We start from the raw sequence: 18,735 nt of genomic DNA, 5'->3' as shown, positions 1-18,735 counted from the left end.
ATTGTTGTGCATCCAGCTTTTTTCATTAACTTGCGTATCGGTCTATTTGCATCTATTTCCAGAGTATTTTCTTGTGATAACTTCCCCTAAAATATGTTGAAAAAGGGGTGCATGGCATGAAAGAAGTAGAATGGCACAAGGAACATATCGAACTGAACAGACAAGAGCTGCGTCGCTTGGTGCAAAATCATGGCATGCAGCACCATAAAGTTCTTCTTCAGTCCAGAATACTGGACGAACTAATTAATAACCATTACAAAATGAATGCTGTTAGTAAGTGTGAAACTCTCTAAGAAAATTTTTTGAGTAATGAATTAAATGCGTTCAGGGATACGATATGTGGACAGTTATATTTTTTTCGATCTACATATTGATGGTTTTGAGTTTGTTAGAGAACTGATGCAAAATGCTTGATTATGAAAGAATAACTATGTAAATAAACTTTTTAATTTGCAAAGGAAAAAAATATGAATTTTTTGGCAATCTATCCTAAAATGGTCTACAAAGAGGGGGGTGCATGCTATGAAAGGACCAAGTCAGGTTGTAGACCAGATTGAACGGAACAGGCAAGAATTAAGTCGTTTGGCGGAGCATCATGGCATGCAAGACTACAAAGTCCTTCAACAATCCATGGTACTGGACGAACTGATCAATGAATATAACCGATTCAAATATAGAAAACAACAATATATGAATAGACAGCCGATTGCATAATGCAGTCGGCTTTTTTAGTTGGATAAAACGACACAGCGCTATACCATCCATCTACTGGATAAATTGCGTCCCCTTTTGATTGACCAGATTCGTTTATATAAAACAGTCGACTGTCAGCGATACAGTCGGCTGTTTTTGTTTTTGATGAGGTGAAGCTTGCATCTCTTGAAATTCCGCACCCATTGAGATGTTGGCAGGATAGCTAACCATCATTAAAACTGAATATGATTAAATCCAATTCGTTCCTATTTTTTTGAAGCAATTCTTGAATGACGGGAGAGGGAGGATCCAGTGAATGATGGACAAAGCACTAGATTATTCGAAAAGAAACATGAACCTGCGCACCAAGCTGCTGGTGTTGTTTTTGGTACTGACTTTGCTTCCGCTAAGTTTGCAGGGATGGGTCAACTATCACCATTTTTCACAGACGATTGATCGTAAAACCGAGCAGTTCACTATTGATATTATTCGCCAGATTAACACCAATCTGAATCGGCTGCTTAAGGATTTCGAGCGTTTATCACTTCTGCCGCTCTACGATCAGATGGTGCTGGGCATTCTGGGGAAATACAATGCCCCAATGGGGACTGCTACGTGGGCAAAGTCTGACGATTACTTAAAGATGAAGCTCTATACTTCGGGTCAAGCCTATGATCGCCCCGAAATTCGGGGCATCCACCTCATCTCGAACAGTGGCATCCTGTTCTCCAACCTGGATTCGTTAGCGGTGAAGCCGGTATGGGACAGCAGGCAGGATGATTGGTTTGCAGAGCTTGGAGGCTCAGAGGGGGAGTGGCGACTGCTCCCTCCGCATAATCCAAGTTATTACACAGGCAAGAATGAAGAAGCCTATATCTCCGTTGCTCGAGAGATCCGTGATCCAAGCACCCTCAAACGGCTGGGATATATCCTGATTGATATCCGGCTGGACGCCTTTCGCCAGCTGCTGTCCAATCTGAATTTTGAGGAAAATGCGAGTCTCATGATTGTGGACAGCAAACAGCGCCTTGTGTTTGAGCGAACTTCAATCGGTGGACGGTCCGCGTACAACCAACTGCTGCAGCATGGACAACTTCAGGGTTATGCAGGAAACCAAAAGGTGGTACTGGATGGGAGTTCCTATCTGTATGTACAGCACCATTCAAATTATTCAGGACTATCAGTGATTAGTCTTACACCCAGTTCTGTCATTCAGAAGGAATCAGGAGAAATGCTTACGTTCACGTTTGGGTTCGCTGTTCTGTGCATGGCAGCAGTAGCCATTCTGGCTGCTCTATTATCCTACCGAGTAACAAGGCCGTTAATTAGTCTGAAGCAGAATATGATTCGTGTGGAGCAGGGGGATTTCACCCAACGTGTGACGAGCTTCAGCAGTGATGAATTCGGACAGATCAGCCGGGGGTTTAACCGAATGATGGAAGAGATTCACCGCTTGTTTAACGAGGTTTTTCTGCTCGGTATTCGGGAGAGGGAAGCAGAGCTGTCAGCATTGCAAAGCCAAATTCATCCTCATTTTATATACAACACGCTCGAGTCTATTAATATGATGGCCATCCGCAGGAAGCATGCAGAAGTGTCCCATATGGTGACGGCACTTGGCAAGTTGCTTCGTTACACGATTGATAAGGTGGACCGGATTGTTCTCCTGCAGGAGGAGATAGCTTTTGTCCAATCTTATGTACGCATTCAACAGGTACGGTTTGACGGTAGGCTGGAGGTCATTTTTGAATTTGAAGAAGAGGTAATGAGCTGTCCAATCCCCAAATTAATTTTGCAGCCACTGGTGGAGAATGCAGTTTACCACGGAATTGAAGGACAGGAGGATGGGGGAACGATTTGGGTATCGGCCTTACAGTTTGATCAAGAATTGCTGCTTACCGTTCGAGATAATGGGAAAGGTCTGAGCCAAGAAGAAATTGATGAATGGAACGAGTCATTATCCCAGATACCCTCTAGCGAATCCCTGCGCTGTAACGCGGAAGACAACTTAGGGCTTACCAATATCGCACAGCGACTCCACCTTATTTATGGTCAAGCCGCCAGTTTGAGCGTTTACGGAAGTTTAGGGCATGGCTTAGCCGCAACGATTACGATACCGCTTCAGGAGAAAGGGGATAACGTGCATGTATAAAGTGCTGCTTGTGGAAGATGAAAAAGTCATCCTCGAAGGGTTACGGGAAATGATTAGCCAGACGGCTCCCCAGTTTCGAGTTATGGGGACAGCTGCTGGCGGGACCGAGGCCCTTGAATTCCTGAGAAGTGATGTGCCTGACGTGCTGATTACGGATATTCGTATGCGCGAAATGGACGGACTGACCTTGGTATCCAAAGCAAGGGAGATGTACCCCGATCTGCTGATGGTCATTATTAGCGGCTATGGCGAGTTTGAGTATGCTCGCAGAGCGATGGAGTATGGTGTATTGAATTATCTGTTGAAGCCAGTGGAGCGCCATGAATGGGTAACCGCGATCCAGAAAATTCAGCTGCTGCTGGACCGCAGATACGGTGTTTCGTCCAGCCAGACGATGGATACACCGGGGGAAGCAGAGTGCAGCAGTGGAGATACACGAAAGATCATTCGGGATGTAAAGGAATATATCAGGCTCCATCCAGATGGGGATCTGCGTCTGCAGAACATAGCGGACCTTGTTCATTTGAACCCAACCTATCTGAGCAAACTCTTCAAAAATGAAACGGGAACAAATTATTCAGAATACGTCGCTGAGGCGCGCATGGAGCGGGCCAAGTGGCTGTTGGTCAACACTCAACTGAAAATCTATGATGTAGCCAGATTGTCCGGGCATCAAAGTCCCAAACACTTCATGCTGGTGTTCAAACAGCAGGTGGGCTGGACGGCAGGGGAATATCGTAACCGATTCAGCACGGATGAACAGCTGTAGCAGGTGCCTATCGATTTAAGTCCTTGAAAAACCATACCATTTCTGTAGCTGGCGTGATTTAGGAACAAGTTATTCTTTCGCTATACTTTGGTTGCACGTGTATATCACTAAGCGTATAAGGGGGATTTCCATGAAAAAGGCAGGACTGACGTTGATGCTCGTATTCATCATTGTTGCATTAATTGGCTGTGCAGGTGCTGATTCCGGCAGTGATCCTGAGAATGCATCCGCAGGAGATGGAGAGATTGAACTGAAGTTCATGATGTGGGGAAATCAGGCGCATATGGACGTGTATAACAAGTTGATTGATAGCTTCACACAGGAAAATCCCGGTATCAAGGTGACGATGGAATCCGTACCCTTTGCGGAATACCAGCAAAAAATTTCTGTGCTTGCCGCCGGCGGCTCGCTTCCGGATATCGCCTGGGTCTCTGAGCGGATGGTTCCACAATTCAAATCCAATCACATTCTGGCAGACGTATCCGAATTCAAGGATGATGCAGAGTTCAAGCTGGATGATTATATTCCAAGTACGCTGGATCTGTTTCGGGACGGTGACCAACTGCTTGGCTTGCCGTTCTCCACGCCTCCTGTCGTCATGTTCTACAACAAATCTCTGTTCGACCAGGCTGGTCTGACCGACCCCAACACACTCGCTGCACAAGGGCAATGGACGTGGGAACGATTTGAAGAGACAGCCAAAACAATTACCAGCAAGGAAGCGACAAACCGAATCTACGGTGCCAACTTTTTTCGTGATTGGAAGACTTGGGCTGTTCTTTCCTCCTATGCCTGGTCCTATGGCAGCGGGCCTTTCGATGAGGGGATGAAGCAGTTCACCTGGAATGATCCGTATGGTGTGCAAACCTTTGATTTATTGGAACGCATGATGTTTACAGATGAATCGCATCCGAAGGCGGGTGAGCAGGTCAGCTTCGATGCGGGCAATGTGGGTATGTTCTTCGACAACTACAGTTATGTGTCCAAAGCAAGAGACATAACGGATTTCGAATGGAGTATCGCACCGATGCCTTCAGGATCACAGGGTAGTGTGCCCATGCTGGGCCAGGCGGGATATGCCTTGTTCAACGATAGCAAGCATCCGGAAGAAGCGAAGAAATTGCTGAAATTTTTCGCCAGTGAGCAGGGAATTCAGGCAACAGCAACTTACTTTGTCCCTCCCCGCACCTCTGTACTGAATTCGGATGCTTTTATTAATCAGCCGAATAATCCAAGCAAGGAACATATTGTTCAGGCAGTGATTGATGAAATGCCAAAAGCACGCTTGATTCCGGGCCATATTCGCTGGCAGGGATATCGATAATGCAGTGCTGCAAGGTTTCGATCGTTTATTCGCCCGTTTAGCCACATCTCAGGATAATTTGAAGCAGATGCAGGAAGAGATTCAGGGTTTGCTGCAATAATAAATAATGGCTTAAATGCAGGAGGTAAGGATATGGGGCAATTGATGGAGGCACTGAACGGACAACGTATGCTGCTTGTGGTCAGCCTGCCCGCGAACAATGCAGCACTGGCCCAGGCAGCGATTGAAGAAGGCGCTGACGCGCTGAAAGTGCATTATAATGTCGGACACCGCGCAAGTGGAAACCATTTTGGTCCGCTGGATGAATATATCGATACCTTTCGTGAAATCCGATCCCAATTTACGGGTCCGCTTGGGGTAGTTCCTTCGGGTAGCATTGATGGGACACGACAAGAAGATGTGGGAAAGCTTTCCGGTCTGGGTTTTGATTTTTATTCCATATATGCTCACCATTTACCATCCTTCATGTTGGGTGAGCTCGGTCTGGATAAAACATTTGCCATCAATGAACACTACGACCCTTCTCTAATTAGGGAGGCAGCTCATTATGGTTTTACCGCGCTGGAAGCATCCATTGTGCCCGAGTACGGCACACCGCTAAGCTTCTCAGATGTCCTCCGGTATCGCCGGTTAGTAATGCAAGCACAGCTTCCCGTGTTGATCCCTTCCCAGCGGAGACTGGTACAGGAGGATGTGCGGGTGCTACACGATACCGGGATTAAGGCGATTATGCTTGGGGCAGTCGTAACAGGTAAAACGGAGGAAGAGCTGCGAAAAGCCGTAAATGGCTTTCGCAATGCCATGGACAAACTGAAGTAGAAGAAAGACGGATGAGAAGAGGAGGGCCAGAGTTGACCCATTCACGCAAGCATTCAGGAAGAGGACCGCTCGCAAGAGAGGCCCAGATTGCAGGATGGCTTTTCGTATCTCCGATGGTTCTTGGTTTTACTCTGCTGCTGCTCTTTCCAATGGGCCTTGCATTATACATGAGTTTGACCGATTGGCCATTGCTTGGAGATCATCACTTTATTGGGCTGGATAACTATCGCGAGATCATGACAGACAAAATGTTTTGGCGGGTACTGGGAAAAACGGTTTATTTCACAGCTGGACTTGTTCCGCTGAATATTGTACTGGCGCTGCTGCTCGCTTTGCTGCTATCCAAAAGTCTGCGGGGCATCGGAATATTCCGCACTGCCATCTTTGTTCCGGTCATGACTTCCCTTATTGTATGGGCAATTGTATGGAAGCTTATGTATGCAACCGAGTCGGGACTGATCAATCAGCTTCTGATGATGATGGGCATCAAGGGACCGGCTTGGCTCTACAATCAGGATCTGGCGATGCCCGCGGTTATAGTGACCAGTGTGCTTAAAAATGTTGGCCTGAATATGGTATTGTTCATAGCTGCCATTCAGCAGGTGCCGCGATCATTGTACGAAGCGGCCACACTGGACGGTGCAGGCAGGCGGAGGGCCTTTTTCCACGTGACGCTTCCCATGATTACGCCAACCGTGTTCTTGACCATGGTGATGACGGTCATTGGCTCGCTCAAAGTGTTCGGGCAGATATATGTGATGACACAGGGAGGTCCGAGCAATAGTACCAAGGTGTTGGTCTACTATATATGGGAAAAAGCGTTCAAGCTGTTTCAGTTTGGTTACGCCTCCGCATTGGCGTATGTGCTGTTTGCTATCGTACTGATCCTGACGCTGCTGCAATGGCAGCTTCGAAAGAGGTGGGTATTCAATGAAGGCGATGCCTAAGCCATCTGTTCGTACAGCAGGGGGTGCAATCGGTACGTATTTGTTGCTGACCCTGATTTCGCTGATTATGATTGTGCCGTTTATCTGGATGATATCTACGTCCTTCAAGGAGCCCCAGAGTATATTCACGTATCCACCGCAGTGGATCCCGGAACCGTTTCGTTTTCAGAATTATATCGATGTTTTTCGATTGATTCCGTTTCATCGATTCTATTTTAATAGTGTGTATATTGCTGTTGTGGTCGTGCTGGGTACAGTGTTTTTTGCTTCCCTTGCCGGATATGCATTTGCCAAGATTCCATTCAAGGGCCGCAATGTGGTGTTCCTTATCCTGCTGAGCGCCATGATGATTCCCCACGAGGTGACGGCAATTCCGATGTTTTTGTTCATGCGGCAGCTGGGCTGGATTGATACACATCTCCCGCTGATTTTACTTCCCATCTTCGGGGCAGGTGGCGTATTCGGCATCTTTGTGATGCGGCAGTTCTTTATTACAGTCCCCACCGAACTGGAGGAAGCAGCGATGATTGATGGCTGCAACCGGTTCCGGATATATGCGCGGATTATGCTGCCCATTGCCAAACCGGGCATGGCGACACTGACCATTTTTACCTTTGTGACCATCTGGAATGAGTTTTTTGACCCGCTGATATTCATTAACTCGCGCGAGTTGATGACACTGCCGCTAGGGTTGTCCCTGTTCACGGATGAAGTGGGTACGGCATGGCATTATCTGATGAGCGCCACCGTCATGGCAACCGTACCGCTTCTGGTTGTATTCTTCATAGCGCAGCGGCGTTTCATTGAGGGTGTTGCAATGACAGGGCTGAAAGAATAGGCGGCTAATCGATGGAGGAGGAGTGGAACATGAGCAAACGGATAAGCATGAAGACGGAGCAAGCCGATGTTGTTATTGTGGGAGGCGGACCCGCGGGCATTGCGGCGGCCATTGCTGCCGGACGACAGGGCGTGCGTACGGTGCTGATAGAGCGATATGGGTTCGTTGGCGGGATGTCGACCGCCGCCATGGTCTACCCTTGGATGACTTTCCACACAGAGAGCGGCGAACAGGTGATCAGAGGCATTGCCCAGGAGATCGTTGACCGGCTGAAGGAGCGAGGTGGTTCTCCAGGGCATCTCCGAGATACAGTTGGGTTTGTGCATACCGTTACACCATACCATCCGGCCATTTATCAAGTGATCGCGGCCGATATGCTGCAGGAGGCAGGTGTTCGGCTGCTGTTGCACAGCTTCGTGGATGAAGTGATTGTTCAGGATAATCGGGTAGAGGCGGTTCAATTGACAAACAAGTCGGGCCGATTGGAGCTTAAGGCCAAGATATTTGTCGATACCAGTGGAGATGCGGATGCAGCTTATCTTGCCGGTGCTGCTGTCGCGAAGGGACGGGATGGAGATCATCAGTCCCAGCCCATGACCATGAAATTTCGGATGCGCGGCGTAAACCTTGAGCGAGTTAAGCAGTATATTCTGGAGCATCCGGAAGATTTCTATGCCAAGACACCTTTCGCAGAGCTGGATCGTATTCCGCTCACCGGGGTGAGTGGTTTTTATTCGCAATGGCAGAAGTCGGGTATTCCGATTAACCGCGATCAGGTGTTATTTTTTACCGGGCCGGCTGAAGATGAAGTGCTGATTAACTGTACCCGGGTCCAGGGACTGGATGCTACCAATGCAGAGGATCTCACCTCTGCTGAGCAGGAAGGCAGAAAGCAGGTACTCATGATTGCTGAATTCTTGCAGCGCGATGTACCTGGATTCGAGCGGGCTTCGATTTCTGCAGTTGCTCCCCAGATTGGCATACGTGAATCCAGACGGATTATTGGACATTATTCTTTGACGAGGGAAGACGTAGTTACGGGGCGAAAGTTTGACGATGTTATCGCTAGAAGTGGTTATCCCATTGATATACATGATCCTTCAGGTCAAGGCGTAGCGGCTGCATTTATTGAAGGGGATGGAGCATACGACATTCCATATCGCTGCCTGATCTCTAGCAATATCCGAAACCTGCTGGCAGCAGGACGCTGCATCTCCACCACACATGAGGCCCATGCTACAACCAGGTTGACTCCCAGTTGCATGGCTACGGGGGAGGCTGCCGGAACATCCGCTGCATTGGCAGTGCAGCTGCAGCTTGATCCGCTGTCACTCCCGGTTGCGTTGCTGCAGAAAGAATTACGGCAAAATGGAGTGGCGATATGAAATCGGAAACAATACGCAAATAATAAAGAGTCCAGTTAGACACAGATATGTGTTTAGCTGGACTCTTATTTGCATACACAATGCCTTTCGATAGATCTAACCGAATCAATTCATTCTTGCCTCAAGGCGCCGGGCCACGATGGAAAGGGTGTAGTTGATGACAAAATACAATACCGCTGCGAGCAGAAGCGCCGGGATAACGTAATCGAAGCTCTGACCGCCCAGGATCTGCACGTTGTGCATCAACTCCGGCAAGGAGATGATAATGGCCAAGGACGTATCCTTTAGCAGGGAGATGAACTGACTGACCATCGGCGGCGACATGCGGCGCAGTGCCTGTGGCATAATGATGCCGCCCAGGGTCTGCATATAGCTGAGACCGGAGGAACGGGCAGCTTCCACCTGTCCGCGCTCGACCGATTTGAGACCGCTACGAACGATTTCGGCGATCATGGCGCCTTCGAACAGACTCAGTCCAACGACAGTGGACCAGAAGACAGACATTTTAATCCCCAGCTGGGGCAGTACAATATGAATGAAGAAAATGATCAGCAGCAGCGGCAGATTTCGAATCGTATCCACGATAACCGCAACGATCTGAGACAGGACCGGAATCCGGGTATACCGGACGGTACCCAGCACGGTGCCGAGGACAAAGCTGAAAACAATCGACAGCCCTGCGACTTGCAAGGTGATCAGAAATCCGTGCAGCAGGAAACGAAGGTTGGGCCAGGCATAGGCCCCGCTAAAGTCCATCGTACATCGACCTCCTTCTGTGAGTGGAACAATGGCTGAATAGTTGGCTGATATTACATCGTAACCTGTCCTGCTGGTTTGTTTTTCTTCGTCTTACCCTTGGTACTGCGTGCCTCGGCGTCACTTTGTCCGAATCTGCGCTCCAAATAATGAACGAGGAAACTGAGTGGCAGCGTCAGCACCAGATAGAACAGCGCAACAATGGTATATACACTCAGCGGCTGGAACGTATCCGAATTGACCAGGTCGGCAAAATACATCAGATCCATGCCGGCAACAACCGCAAGAATGGATGAGTTTTTGACCAGATTGATAAATTGATTGCCGATCGAAGGCAGTACAATCTTGATTGCCTGCGGCAAAATGACCAGGTTCATGGCCTGTACGTAAGAAAGACCGGAAGACCTTGCAGCCTCCAGCTGTCCCCGGGGTACGGTCTGAATGCCTGCACGGATGGCCTCTGCAATGAAAGCTGCCGTATAGATGGTCAGACCCAGCGTACCCGAGACAAACCCATCCAGCGAAATGCCGAGCGCAGGCAGTCCAAGGTAGAAGAAAAAGACGACCAGCAGGAGAGGGATATTCCGGATGAACTCCACAAAAGCCGTACCTATCCAGTTCAGCGGTTTGATCGGAGAAATCCGGAAGATCGCCATGATTGCTCCAAGGATAAAGCTGCCGATCAAGGCCATGATACTTACCTGAATCGTATTGAGGAACCCTTCCAAGAAACGGTCTGAATGTTTGAACAGAACATCGAAATCCAATTTGCCCATATAGGCGAAGCCTCCGTTCTCCAGATGGCGAAGCGGCGATTTATGCTGTGAAGATGATTCGGCTCCTTACAGATGAAACCGCCGCTCCCTCATCAATTAATCGAGTTTACTCGGGCTTGCTGCCAAGCCATTTCTCATGTAACGTATCGTATTCGCCGCTGTCTTTCATACTTTTGAGCAGGCTGTTCACTTCTTCTACGAAGGCAGAGTCGCCTTTGCGAATCGCCATTCCATAAGGTTCACTGGTAAAATTGCCGCCCACCAGTTTGTAGTTGTTGTCCGTTTGCTGCATGCCGATCAGGATGATGTTATCCGTGGTCAGTGCCTCACCTTTACCTGCTTTGAGCGCAGTGAAGGCATCCTGGTAGTTATCGAATTCGAGTACCTCAGCATCAGGGGCTTTCTCACGGATATTTTGTGCAGAGGTTGAGCCCTTAACGGCAAGCACCTTCACGCCTCCCAGACTCTCCAGTCCGGTAATCGCACTATCGTTTTTAACAAGCAGTGACTGCCCTGCCTCGAAGTAAACGTCACTGAAGTCCACTTGCTCCTTACGCTCGTCGGTGATGGTCATCGTCGCAATGATGATGTCAATATCACCGTTTTGCAGCATGGGAATACGGGTTTTGGATGTGACCTCTTTCAGCTCGACCTTGGTCTCGTCTCCAAGGATCTGTTTGGCGAGTGCCTTGGCGATATCAATATCGAACCCTTCCACCTCACCGCTTGCCGGGTCTTTCAAGCCAAAGAGCTTCGTATCGTATTTAACCCCGGCAATCAGTTTGCCGCGCTCCTTGATCTGCTCAATCGTACCTTTGGCAGCAGCATTCTCACCACCTCCACTGCTGTTGGTTGTTTCCTCTCCCGTACTACAGCCGGACAAGACCACCGAGAGAATCAACACAAGGACAAATGACGGCCACTTCAATACATTCTTCATGAATAAAGACCCCTTTCAAAATGGAATATTCTATAATTCTCAATGATGAATCAGGCGGCTGAGGAACTGCTGTGCCCGCTCTTCTCGCGGATTATCGAAAAATTCGGCGGCAGCGGCCTCTTCCACGATTCGGCCTTCGTCCATGAAGATAACCCGGTCTGCAACTTCACGGGCAAACCCCATTTCATGGGTGACAACCACCATGGTCATTCCGTTATGAGCGAGAGAGCGCATGACATCCAGAACTTCCCCGATCATTTCGGGATCAAGCGCAGAAGTCGGTTCGTCAAAAAGCATGATTTTGGGCTCCATGGCGAGCCCTCTCGCGATGGCTACCCGCTGCTGCTGTCCACCGGACAACTGGGAGGGATAACTGTCGGCCTTATCGGCGATGCCCACCCGGGTCAAGTATTTCATTGCTGTGGCGGCTGCCTGTTCTTTGGGCTGTTTACGAACCTTCACAGGTGCAAGAGTGATGTTATCAATGACTTTTTTGTGAGGATAGAGATTGAAGTGCTGAAATACCATGCCAATGTCACGGCGGAAGAGGTTGATGTCCACCTTTTTCTGATGTAAAGGGACACCGCTGACGACTAGCTCGCCTTCTGTGATAGTCTCCAGACGGTTAATACAACGGAGCAGCGTACTTTTGCCGGAGCCGGAAGGGCCGATAATGACAACGACTTCTCCTTCTTCAATGTGAAGATGAATATCTTTGAGGACATGAAAATGACCAAAGTGCTTCTGCACACCCCTAAATTCAATCAAGAGTACACCCCATCCTTTCTACGAGCGTCTGTTTGAAGAGGAATAAAAAGGAATAAATTGAAACTAGTTATTTAATCATACATAGTCATCCTGCTTATGGCAATTGGTTTGTGATAAAACATGACATAAGTATGGGGTTGAGTAGGGCTGTAGCCAGAATTTGTGTTATGTGTTTGTTATATTATGGAGTGGTTTGTGACGAATCCTGACAGAAAAATGAATCGAATCTCCTAGTGGATTTACAACCATTGGAATAGATGTATAGAGTATACTGATGTTGATACCCATCATATGTCCAAGGTAATGGAGCATATAACCTCAAGTTCCAACTCTACATGGCAAAAAAGCGCAACCTTGGGCCAGATCGCGTTGATATGATGGGGATAATACACATTTATGGAAACTATATAATACCAATCACAGTCCAATCCCAATTACAGAGAAGAGAGGATGTTCTGAACGATGAATACATACAACTCCCCATTAAGTACAGGAGAAGGTATCCAATCGGATATGAAAGCCTATGAGGTTGCTCTGCCTGTCATTCCTGCTCGAGATTTTCGGATTACGGACTATGGAGCAAAAGGAGACGGCGTGACGGACAATACCGAGGTGTTCAGGCTTGCTATAGCGGCTTGCGCGGAAGCGGGCGGAGGTCGAATCGTCATCCCGGCAGGTGTCTGGCTGACAGGTCCGATTGTGCTGCGCAGCCGAACCGAGCTTCATACAGAGGCTGGAGCATTGGTTACGTTTAGCCGCCATTTTGATCATTATCCTCTGATTGCATCAAGCTTTGAGGGCTGGCAGGTGGTGAGGTGCCAATCTCCAATCGATGGCGAGCTTCTCGAGGACATTGCGATTACGGGTGAGGGAATATGGGATGGCAGCGGTGAAGCATGGCGTCCTGTCAAGCGATCCAAGATGACCGCTTCGCAGTGGGATCGATTGGTTGCTTCAGGTGGAGTGGTGGAGCGTTCAGACGGAGACGGCAATGAAGAAATCTGGTGGCCTTCTATTGCGGCTCTCGAAGGTGGAGCTATAGCGAGTCGTCTGCACATGGAGCAGGTACGTGAGCTTACGGCTTACGAAGGAGTCAGGGACTTTTTACGTCCGAACATGGTTAGTTTGCGCAGATGCAAGCGGGTACTGCTGGACGGTCCGACGTTCCAGAATTCGCCTGCATGGAATCTGCATCCTTGGGCATCGGAGCATGTTACTATACGGAACGTGAGTGTACGAAATCCGTGGTTTTCTCAGAATGGGGATGGATTGGATATTGAATCATGCCGTCATGTTGTCGTGGAACGCAGTGTGTTCGATGTGGGGGATGACGCCATCTGCCTGAAATCTGGCAAGGATGCCGAAGGCCGCGAACTCGGTCTGCCATCCGAATATATTACCATTCGGGACTGCACCGTGTATCACGGACATGGCGGATTCGTGATTGGCAGCGAGATGTCTGGGGGTGTGCGGCATGTCAGAGTGTCAGATTGTACGTTTATTGGAACTGACATTGGGCTCCGATTCAAGAGTGCGCGCGGGCGAGGCGGGGTTGTCGAAGATATTGAGATACAGCGCATTTATATGAAAGATATCATCATGGAGGCCGTTTCGTTTTCCTTTTTCTATGCCAATCTGGAGGGATCGGCTCGCGGCAGCGATCTGTTTCAGGAGATTAGCGAAGAGACGCCGGTGTTCCGGGATATTCGCATATCGGATGTTGTCTGTGCGGGTGCGGAGACAGCTTTATTGGTAAGTGGGCTGCCCGAGATGCCTTTGGACGGTTTGGTCATTGAGGGGTATAACGTCACTGCGAGAAACGGGGTGCAGTGTGCTCATGCGAAGCACCTGAGAATTGCTGGGCTGAACGCCCAAATTACCGAAGGATCACTGATCCATCTGCATCAGTGCAAGGGAGCTGAAGTAGAAGGGATTGGGGGCAGGGGCGCGGATGGGCGGCTTTTGATTGTAACCGGGCATGAGTCTGCCGGGATTGTGTGCCGGGAAGATGATGCAGATGAAGAGGGGCGTCAGATTTCCATCGGACCTGAGGTGAGAAGCGGTGTGCTCATCCGGAGATAACAGGCCCTGACATAGGAACGACTACAATGATTCAATTTCAGCCGCAGTGGCGTAGCCGCATATCCAGTTATCCTGATTTATCTTCGATATAGGGATACGCATTCTTTTGAGCATGGCTACCCACACGGCTTCCTTTCCATTACCTATCTCTGGCTTAAATCCGGCTCGAAGAAGCCAAGACCGGTCGCTGATCATCGATGCTCTTTGCGATAGCGAAGAGGGGTGGTTCCTGTAACCTGTTTGAATGTTTTGTTAAAATGAGCCGTGTGCTCAAACCCGACTTTCTCCGCGATTAACTGCACCCGCTCCTGAGTGGACAGCAAACGCCTCTGTGCTTCCCGAACCCTCACCACCCGCAAATATTCGCTGAATCGAAATCCGGTAAACCGACTGAACATCCGACTCAAATAGGATGGACTGATATAAAAGCGTGCTGCTGCATCTTCAAGTGTAAGGGGTTCGTTATAATGTCTGTTTACGTAAGAGGCAATCTCGCTGATTTTGTCCTGCATCGGATGAATGGGGCCGGGTGACACCAGGCGGTTATTCTCCTCTACCCGATGGATATGAATAAGGAGCTGGGCGAGCAGGCTACGTACAACCATTTCATAGTGTGGGCGGCGCTCCTTGCATTCGCGCAGCATCTGCCAAAGCATCCGTTCCATCTCTTGCTGCTCTGCTTCAGGGAAGTGAAGGAGCCTTGAGCGTTCAAATGGGAGCAGGCCACACACGCCGAGTTCCATCCCGGTGGCAAATGAAGGTGAGAAACCGATGAGGATACGTTCAAATCCGGGCCTGTTTCCTCTGGAGGTTGTATGTACATCATGCGGATTAATGAGAATCAGATCACCCTTGCTGGCGGTCAGGAGCTGGCCATTCATGGAATACACCCGTTCCCCCTCAAGCAGATAATACAGCTCGTAAAACGGATGAGCGTGAGGCTGAGGCATGGCGCTGCCATCATGTCTGCGCATATGTTCGATGGTGAACGAATCTTCTCCAATGCGATATTTGGGTCCGATTCGATCCTCTATAATGCTCATAATCAAACTCCTCTCTGCTTCGGCTGCTTTACGTTTATATCCATATCATAACGGAAAATCCAGTTTGTTGTAAACGCTATCAAATGATGAGTACAAAAGGGATGAAAAGGTCTCAAGGGTGACAAACGACCAACGATGTTTTACAGTAGGGAGAGTGAGGCCAAACTCTGAATAGGGGGTCTCCAATATGATTTGGAAGGAAGGAACTGGTTATGACGACACATGAATTATCGCCTCTGGTTGCTGCGCTGGATATGCAGCCCCACGTTGAAGGCGGTTGGTATAAGGAAGTATGGAAGGCTTCTTATCAAATCCCGCAATCCGTTCTGCCGGAAGCATATTCGGGCCCAAGATTCTCTGCAAGCTCGACCTATTTTCTGCTGCACTCGCATGAAATTTCCGAGTGGCACACGGTCCTGTCCGATGAGCTGTGGCTGTGGCACAGCGGCAGTCCAATTGAATTGAAACTGGGTGGCAAAGGGGAGAACCCAGGGGATGAGGAAGTGCTTGTGCTTGGCATGGACCTTGCTGCAGGGCAATCACCGCAGGTGCTTGTTCCAGCGGGTGTATGGCAAACAGCGCGTCCGCTGGGAGACGAACCTGTGTTGGTAACGTGTGTGGTTGCGCCAGGTTTCCACTATGATGATTTCAAGCTGGTCTCCAAAGGTTAATCTGACAACGAATGAATGGTAAAATCCCGGTTCGGATACAGCATCCGAACCGGGATTTTTTGATTTTTCAGAACTTCATCAAGCAAGTACCCTTGTACAAGCTTCTAGAAGTTAAAGTTATCCGGATCCGAACCGAAGCGTTTGTTTTCGTTCAGTCCATTAATCTGTTCAACCTCATCCGCAGTCAGTTCAAAATCATATAGATCAGCATTCTCTCGAATACGCTGTGGCGTAACGGATTTGGGTATGGTCACGATGCCGTTTTGAAGATCCCAGCGCAAAATGACCTGTGCGGGGGATTTGCCGTACTTCGCTGCAATTTCATTAAGAAGCGGGTGCTCCAGCAGATTGCCTTGGCCGAGTGGAGACCAGGCCTCAATCTGGATCTGGTGTTTACTGCAGTAGTCTCGCAGCTCCGATTGGATCAGCAGAGGATGCAGCTCAACCTGATTCACAGCTGGCTTAATGGTGGCATCCGTCATCAGATCCTCCAGATGATGAATCTGGAAGTTGCTCACACCGATGGCGCGAATGCGTCCTTCCCTGTGCAGTTTCTCCAGCGCTCTCCATGTATCCTTATACTTGCCTTTGACTGGCCAATGAATCAGATAGAGGTCGAGATATTCAAGTTCGAGTCGTTCCATGCTGGCTTCGAAGGCGGCCAATGTCGATTCATAGCCTTGGTCGCTGTTCCATACTTTGGTGGTAATGAACAGATCCTCGCGGGCAACTCCGGATTCACGAATACCTTGGGCTACACCGGTCTCGTTATTGTAGGCTTTGGCTGTATCGATGCTGCGATAACCTGCCTGAATGGCCGTTTTGACGGCTTCAACCACTTCTTCTCCATCTTTCACTTTGAATACGCCAAAACCCAGCCAAGGCATTTTGACTCCGTTATAGAGTGTCGTTGTGTCCTGCACGTTTTTCATGATCCGAATTTCCTCCCCTGTTCCTTCAATTATCCCAATATGTAATTACCCTGCTGTAAGGCAGCCAATCGTATATGATAGGCCATCTTTCCTGATTATACTAAAAGCTCTTGGGGAATGGAAAAAGGTAGGCAGCAATTTTACGGAAAATCAATCTCTTTTACTCTTTTTTGGCAGCTGGAGGTTTGGTTTTGGTGCTTGCGGGTGATAAGATGAAGTATACGCGATGTGGAAGCGAGAATAATGAAAAGTGCTGGTTACGGCCTTGGAATACTCACATTCGAAAAAGAACGGAATATGCACGGATGGGTCAATCGGGATCAGACGTGCGATTAATGATAAAGGAGCAAGAATGATGGCAAAACCTAAACAAACTAAAAAGGCAGCAGCCTGGTCACTCGTCGTAATGGGGGCAGGCTTTGCCGCTTCATTGCCGTTTCAGGGCAGTGTTGTAGGCAAGCTGCTGGTGGGTTCATTTGAAGCGGGATTGGTAGGGGGGCTTGCCGATTGGTTCGCTGTAACGGCATTATTCCGCCACCCGCTCGGCATTCCGATTCCGCATACGGCCTTGCTGCCGAAGAACCGGGATAAGATGACGGAGGGCCTTGTTTCTGCGGTGGAGAACAATCTGCTCAACAAAGACAGCATTACCGAGAAAATTGCCGGTTTCAAGGCAGCGGAAACGGTACTCGACATCATGTCACGTGAACTTCACAATGATGGCGTCAAAACGATGATCGACACGCTATGCAAACGCATTCTGGCTGGACTGCCGCTGGAGCAGATCGCCCCGATGGTTGCGAGCGAGATCAAATCACAAGCCGGGGCCTTCGATCTTGGACCTATTCTGGAGCGGGCATCCATCCAATTGAGTGAACGCGGATATGACACGAAGGCACTGGACTACGGCTTGAAGCAGGCGGAAGAGTGGTTGGTGAAGCCGGAGACCATCACGTTTCTGGGTGAGAGCGGCATGAAGGCAATAAGTGGAATTCAGATGAATGGCCTTATGCAATTTGCCATGAATGCCTTCCTTGGCTATATGAATGAGGAGAAGCTTGGCAGCATCCTGCAGGGATATTTGTTTGACCAGGTGGAGGATATGAAGCGTGAGGGAAGTGCCCTCCGGTATAAGGTGTTAGGTCTGGTTCGAACTCAAGCGGTGCGTCTTGCCTTGAACGAAAGTATGCGCGGCGGATTGAACGGCTGGAAAGACAGCCTGCTGGACAGCTGGAACGCAGAAGAAACCGTGCTGAACAAGCTTATCGAACTGAGGGAAAGAGCACTCACCGCTATGGAAGATGGAAAGTATGTGGAGGCGTATGCGCTCCCTGCCATTGAGCGGGTATTATCCGATCTGCGCTCAGACAGTGCATTGCTGGATGGCATGAATGCCAAGATTGTCGAAGGCGTAACAACGCTGCTGGAAAAAAACCATTCCAAGATCGGTAATCTGGTGCGTGAAAATGTCGATAAAATGGATAATGCCTCGTTGATCTCGTTGATTGAGGATAAGGTTGGCCAGGATCTTCAATGGATTCGGATCAACGGTGCCGTGACCGGATTCGTTATTGGTATTGCGCTTACTGCCTTAAGAATGGTGCTGGAATAAAAAGATCATATACGCAGCAAGTTGGAGGGCCGCTCTTTCATGAGCAGGCTCTCTTTTGCGTGTCTGCGCAAATCCTGTAAAATTGTTGCAAAAATCAGGAAATGGGGTAATGTAACCCGAATCCTTTGCTGGAACCATTTAGGAGGAAAGTTACATAAAAACGATGCCGTGAGCCGATGTAGTCATGTTGATTTTGTACTATGATGCACTTAACAACAATAAATTGAA

General features: G+C 48.9%; 18 protein-coding genes. 12 read left to right on the top strand and 6 right to left on the bottom strand.

Annotated features, from left to right (window positions below):
* The first annotated feature begins 116 nt into the window (after nt 1-116).
* The 9 genes from HP552_RS13075 (at nt 117) to HP552_RS13035 (ending at nt 8,927) form a co-directional block, all read left to right on the top strand.
* Entirely contained in the window at nt 117-293 is a 177-nt protein-coding gene (locus HP552_RS13075; RefSeq protein ID WP_175395889.1) for an aspartyl-phosphate phosphatase Spo0E family protein, read from the top strand.
* 229 nt (nt 294-522) lie between these two features.
* Nucleotides 523-714, top strand: coding sequence for an aspartyl-phosphate phosphatase Spo0E family protein (locus tag HP552_RS13070; RefSeq protein ID WP_095361627.1), 192 nt, complete (start codon nt 523-525; stop codon nt 712-714).
* A gap of 295 nt (nt 715-1,009) precedes the next feature.
* On the top strand, nt 1,010-2,845 hold the full coding sequence (locus tag HP552_RS13065; protein ID WP_175395888.1) for a cache domain-containing sensor histidine kinase: 1,836 nt from the start codon (nt 1,010-1,012) through the stop codon (nt 2,843-2,845).
* The gene (locus HP552_RS13060; protein WP_175395887.1) at nt 2,838-3,614 is read left to right on the top strand and encodes a response regulator transcription factor; all 777 of its coding nucleotides are present in this window, start codon (nt 2,838-2,840) and stop codon (nt 3,612-3,614) included. Before HP552_RS13065 ends, HP552_RS13060 begins: the two co-directional genes overlap by 8 nt.
* A gap of 130 nt (nt 3,615-3,744) precedes the next feature.
* Nucleotides 3,745-4,938: an ABC transporter substrate-binding protein gene (locus HP552_RS13055; protein ID WP_312884289.1), complete on the top strand. Its 1,194-nt coding sequence runs from the start codon at nt 3,745-3,747 to the stop codon at nt 4,936-4,938.
* A gap of 132 nt (nt 4,939-5,070) precedes the next feature.
* Entirely contained in the window at nt 5,071-5,757 is a 687-nt protein-coding gene (locus HP552_RS13050; protein ID WP_175395886.1) for a hypothetical protein, read from the top strand.
* 113 nt (nt 5,758-5,870) lie between these two features.
* Nucleotides 5,871-6,704, top strand: a complete 834-nt coding sequence (locus HP552_RS13045) for a carbohydrate ABC transporter permease (RefSeq protein WP_376768956.1) — start codon at nt 5,871-5,873, stop codon at nt 6,702-6,704.
* Nucleotides 6,688-7,542: a carbohydrate ABC transporter permease gene (locus HP552_RS13040; protein ID WP_175395884.1), complete on the top strand. Its 855-nt coding sequence runs from the start codon at nt 6,688-6,690 to the stop codon at nt 7,540-7,542. The genes HP552_RS13045 and HP552_RS13040 overlap by 17 nt, the downstream gene beginning before the upstream one ends.
* A gap of 29 nt (nt 7,543-7,571) precedes the next feature.
* Entirely contained in the window at nt 7,572-8,927 is a 1,356-nt protein-coding gene (locus tag HP552_RS13035) for an FAD-dependent oxidoreductase (protein WP_246310867.1), read from the top strand.
* A 105-nt stretch (nt 8,928-9,032) separates the two neighbouring features.
* Here the strand turns inward: HP552_RS13035 and HP552_RS13030 are convergent, their stop codons facing one another.
* The 4 genes from HP552_RS13030 to HP552_RS13015 form a co-directional block, all read right to left on the bottom strand.
* Nucleotides 9,033-9,683 carry an amino acid ABC transporter permease gene (locus tag HP552_RS13030; protein ID WP_175395883.1) on the bottom strand — a complete coding sequence of 217 codons (651 nt, stop codon included), beginning with the start codon at nt 9,681-9,683 and terminating at the stop codon, nt 9,033-9,035.
* A 53-nt stretch (nt 9,684-9,736) separates the two neighbouring features.
* Nucleotides 9,737-10,459, bottom strand: coding sequence for an amino acid ABC transporter permease (locus tag HP552_RS13025; protein ID WP_175395882.1), 723 nt, complete (start codon nt 10,457-10,459; stop codon nt 9,737-9,739).
* Nucleotides 10,460-10,565: 106 nt separating this feature from the next.
* Nucleotides 10,566-11,399: an ABC transporter substrate-binding protein gene (locus tag HP552_RS13020; protein WP_175395881.1), complete on the bottom strand. Its 834-nt coding sequence runs from the start codon at nt 11,397-11,399 to the stop codon at nt 10,566-10,568.
* 39 nt (nt 11,400-11,438) lie between these two features.
* A complete protein-coding gene (locus HP552_RS13015) occupies nt 11,439-12,167 on the bottom strand; it encodes an amino acid ABC transporter ATP-binding protein (RefSeq protein WP_175395880.1) in 729 nt (242 codons plus the stop codon).
* Between the two features lie 462 nt (nt 12,168-12,629).
* Here HP552_RS13015 and HP552_RS13010 point away from each other — a divergent pair, with 462 nt between their 5' ends.
* Complete coding sequence (locus tag HP552_RS13010) at nt 12,630-14,249, top strand: glycoside hydrolase family 28 protein (RefSeq protein ID WP_175395879.1); 1,620 nt, start codon at nt 12,630-12,632, stop codon at nt 14,247-14,249.
* Nucleotides 14,250-14,440: 191 nt separating this feature from the next.
* Here HP552_RS13010 and HP552_RS13005 read toward each other — a convergent pair whose 3' ends face one another.
* Nucleotides 14,441-15,292 carry a helix-turn-helix transcriptional regulator gene (locus tag HP552_RS13005; protein WP_175395878.1) on the bottom strand — a complete coding sequence of 284 codons (852 nt, stop codon included), beginning with the start codon at nt 15,290-15,292 and terminating at the stop codon, nt 14,441-14,443.
* Between the two features lie 212 nt (nt 15,293-15,504).
* On the opposite strand from HP552_RS13005, the gene HP552_RS13000 reads away from it, so the two are divergent.
* The gene (locus HP552_RS13000; protein WP_175395877.1) at nt 15,505-15,963 is read left to right on the top strand and encodes a cupin domain-containing protein; all 459 of its coding nucleotides are present in this window, start codon (nt 15,505-15,507) and stop codon (nt 15,961-15,963) included.
* Between the two features lie 104 nt (nt 15,964-16,067).
* Here the strand turns inward: HP552_RS13000 and HP552_RS12995 are convergent, their stop codons facing one another.
* Nucleotides 16,068-16,895, bottom strand: a complete 828-nt coding sequence (locus HP552_RS12995; RefSeq protein ID WP_217506407.1) for an aldo/keto reductase — start codon at nt 16,893-16,895, stop codon at nt 16,068-16,070.
* Nucleotides 16,896-17,250: 355 nt separating this feature from the next.
* Here HP552_RS12995 and HP552_RS12990 point away from each other — a divergent pair, with 355 nt between their 5' ends.
* Complete coding sequence (locus tag HP552_RS12990; protein ID WP_175395952.1) at nt 17,251-18,507, top strand: DUF445 domain-containing protein; 1,257 nt, start codon at nt 17,251-17,253, stop codon at nt 18,505-18,507.
* Nucleotides 18,508-18,735 lie beyond the last annotated feature (228 nt).

The organism is Paenibacillus xylanilyticus (assembly GCF_013359935.1).
Lineage (GTDB): Bacteria > Bacillota > Bacilli > Paenibacillales > Paenibacillaceae > Paenibacillus > Paenibacillus xylanilyticus.
This window is presented reverse-complemented; position numbering and strand designations above follow the sequence as displayed.

Excerpts from the sequence above, each read along its gene's own strand:
- HP552_RS13075 (WP_175395889.1), top strand. The coding sequence starts at position 117 with ATGAAAGAAGTAGAATGGCACAAGGAACATATCGAACTGAACAGACAA.
- HP552_RS13070 (WP_095361627.1), top strand. The coding sequence starts at position 523 with ATGAAAGGACCAAGTCAGGTTGTAGACCAGATTGAACGGAACAGGCAA.
- HP552_RS13065 (WP_175395888.1), top strand. The coding sequence starts at position 1,010 with ATGATGGACAAAGCACTAGATTATTCGAAAAGAAACATGAACCTGCGC.
- HP552_RS13060 (WP_175395887.1), top strand. The coding sequence starts at position 2,838 with ATGTATAAAGTGCTGCTTGTGGAAGATGAAAAAGTCATCCTCGAAGGG.
- HP552_RS13055 (WP_312884289.1), top strand. The coding sequence starts at position 3,745 with ATGAAAAAGGCAGGACTGACGTTGATGCTCGTATTCATCATTGTTGCA.
- HP552_RS13050 (WP_175395886.1), top strand. The coding sequence starts at position 5,071 with ATGGGGCAATTGATGGAGGCACTGAACGGACAACGTATGCTGCTTGTG.
- HP552_RS13045 (WP_376768956.1), top strand. The coding sequence starts at position 5,871 with ATGGTTCTTGGTTTTACTCTGCTGCTGCTCTTTCCAATGGGCCTTGCA.
- HP552_RS13040 (WP_175395884.1), top strand. The coding sequence starts at position 6,688 with ATGAAGGCGATGCCTAAGCCATCTGTTCGTACAGCAGGGGGTGCAATC.
- HP552_RS13035 (WP_246310867.1), top strand. The coding sequence starts at position 7,572 with ATGAGCAAACGGATAAGCATGAAGACGGAGCAAGCCGATGTTGTTATT.
- HP552_RS13030 (WP_175395883.1), bottom strand. The coding sequence starts at position 9,683 with ATGGACTTTAGCGGGGCCTATGCCTGGCCCAACCTTCGTTTCCTGCTG.
- HP552_RS13025 (WP_175395882.1), bottom strand. The coding sequence starts at position 10,459 with ATGGGCAAATTGGATTTCGATGTTCTGTTCAAACATTCAGACCGTTTC.
- HP552_RS13020 (WP_175395881.1), bottom strand. The coding sequence starts at position 11,399 with ATGAAGAATGTATTGAAGTGGCCGTCATTTGTCCTTGTGTTGATTCTC.
- HP552_RS13010 (WP_175395879.1), top strand. The coding sequence starts at position 12,630 with ATGAATACATACAACTCCCCATTAAGTACAGGAGAAGGTATCCAATCG.
- HP552_RS13005 (WP_175395878.1), bottom strand. The coding sequence starts at position 15,292 with ATGAGCATTATAGAGGATCGAATCGGACCCAAATATCGCATTGGAGAA.
- HP552_RS13000 (WP_175395877.1), top strand. The coding sequence starts at position 15,505 with ATGACGACACATGAATTATCGCCTCTGGTTGCTGCGCTGGATATGCAG.
- HP552_RS12995 (WP_217506407.1), bottom strand. The coding sequence starts at position 16,895 with ATGAAAAACGTGCAGGACACAACGACACTCTATAACGGAGTCAAAATG.
- HP552_RS12990 (WP_175395952.1), top strand. The coding sequence starts at position 17,251 with ATGGCAAAACCTAAACAAACTAAAAAGGCAGCAGCCTGGTCACTCGTC.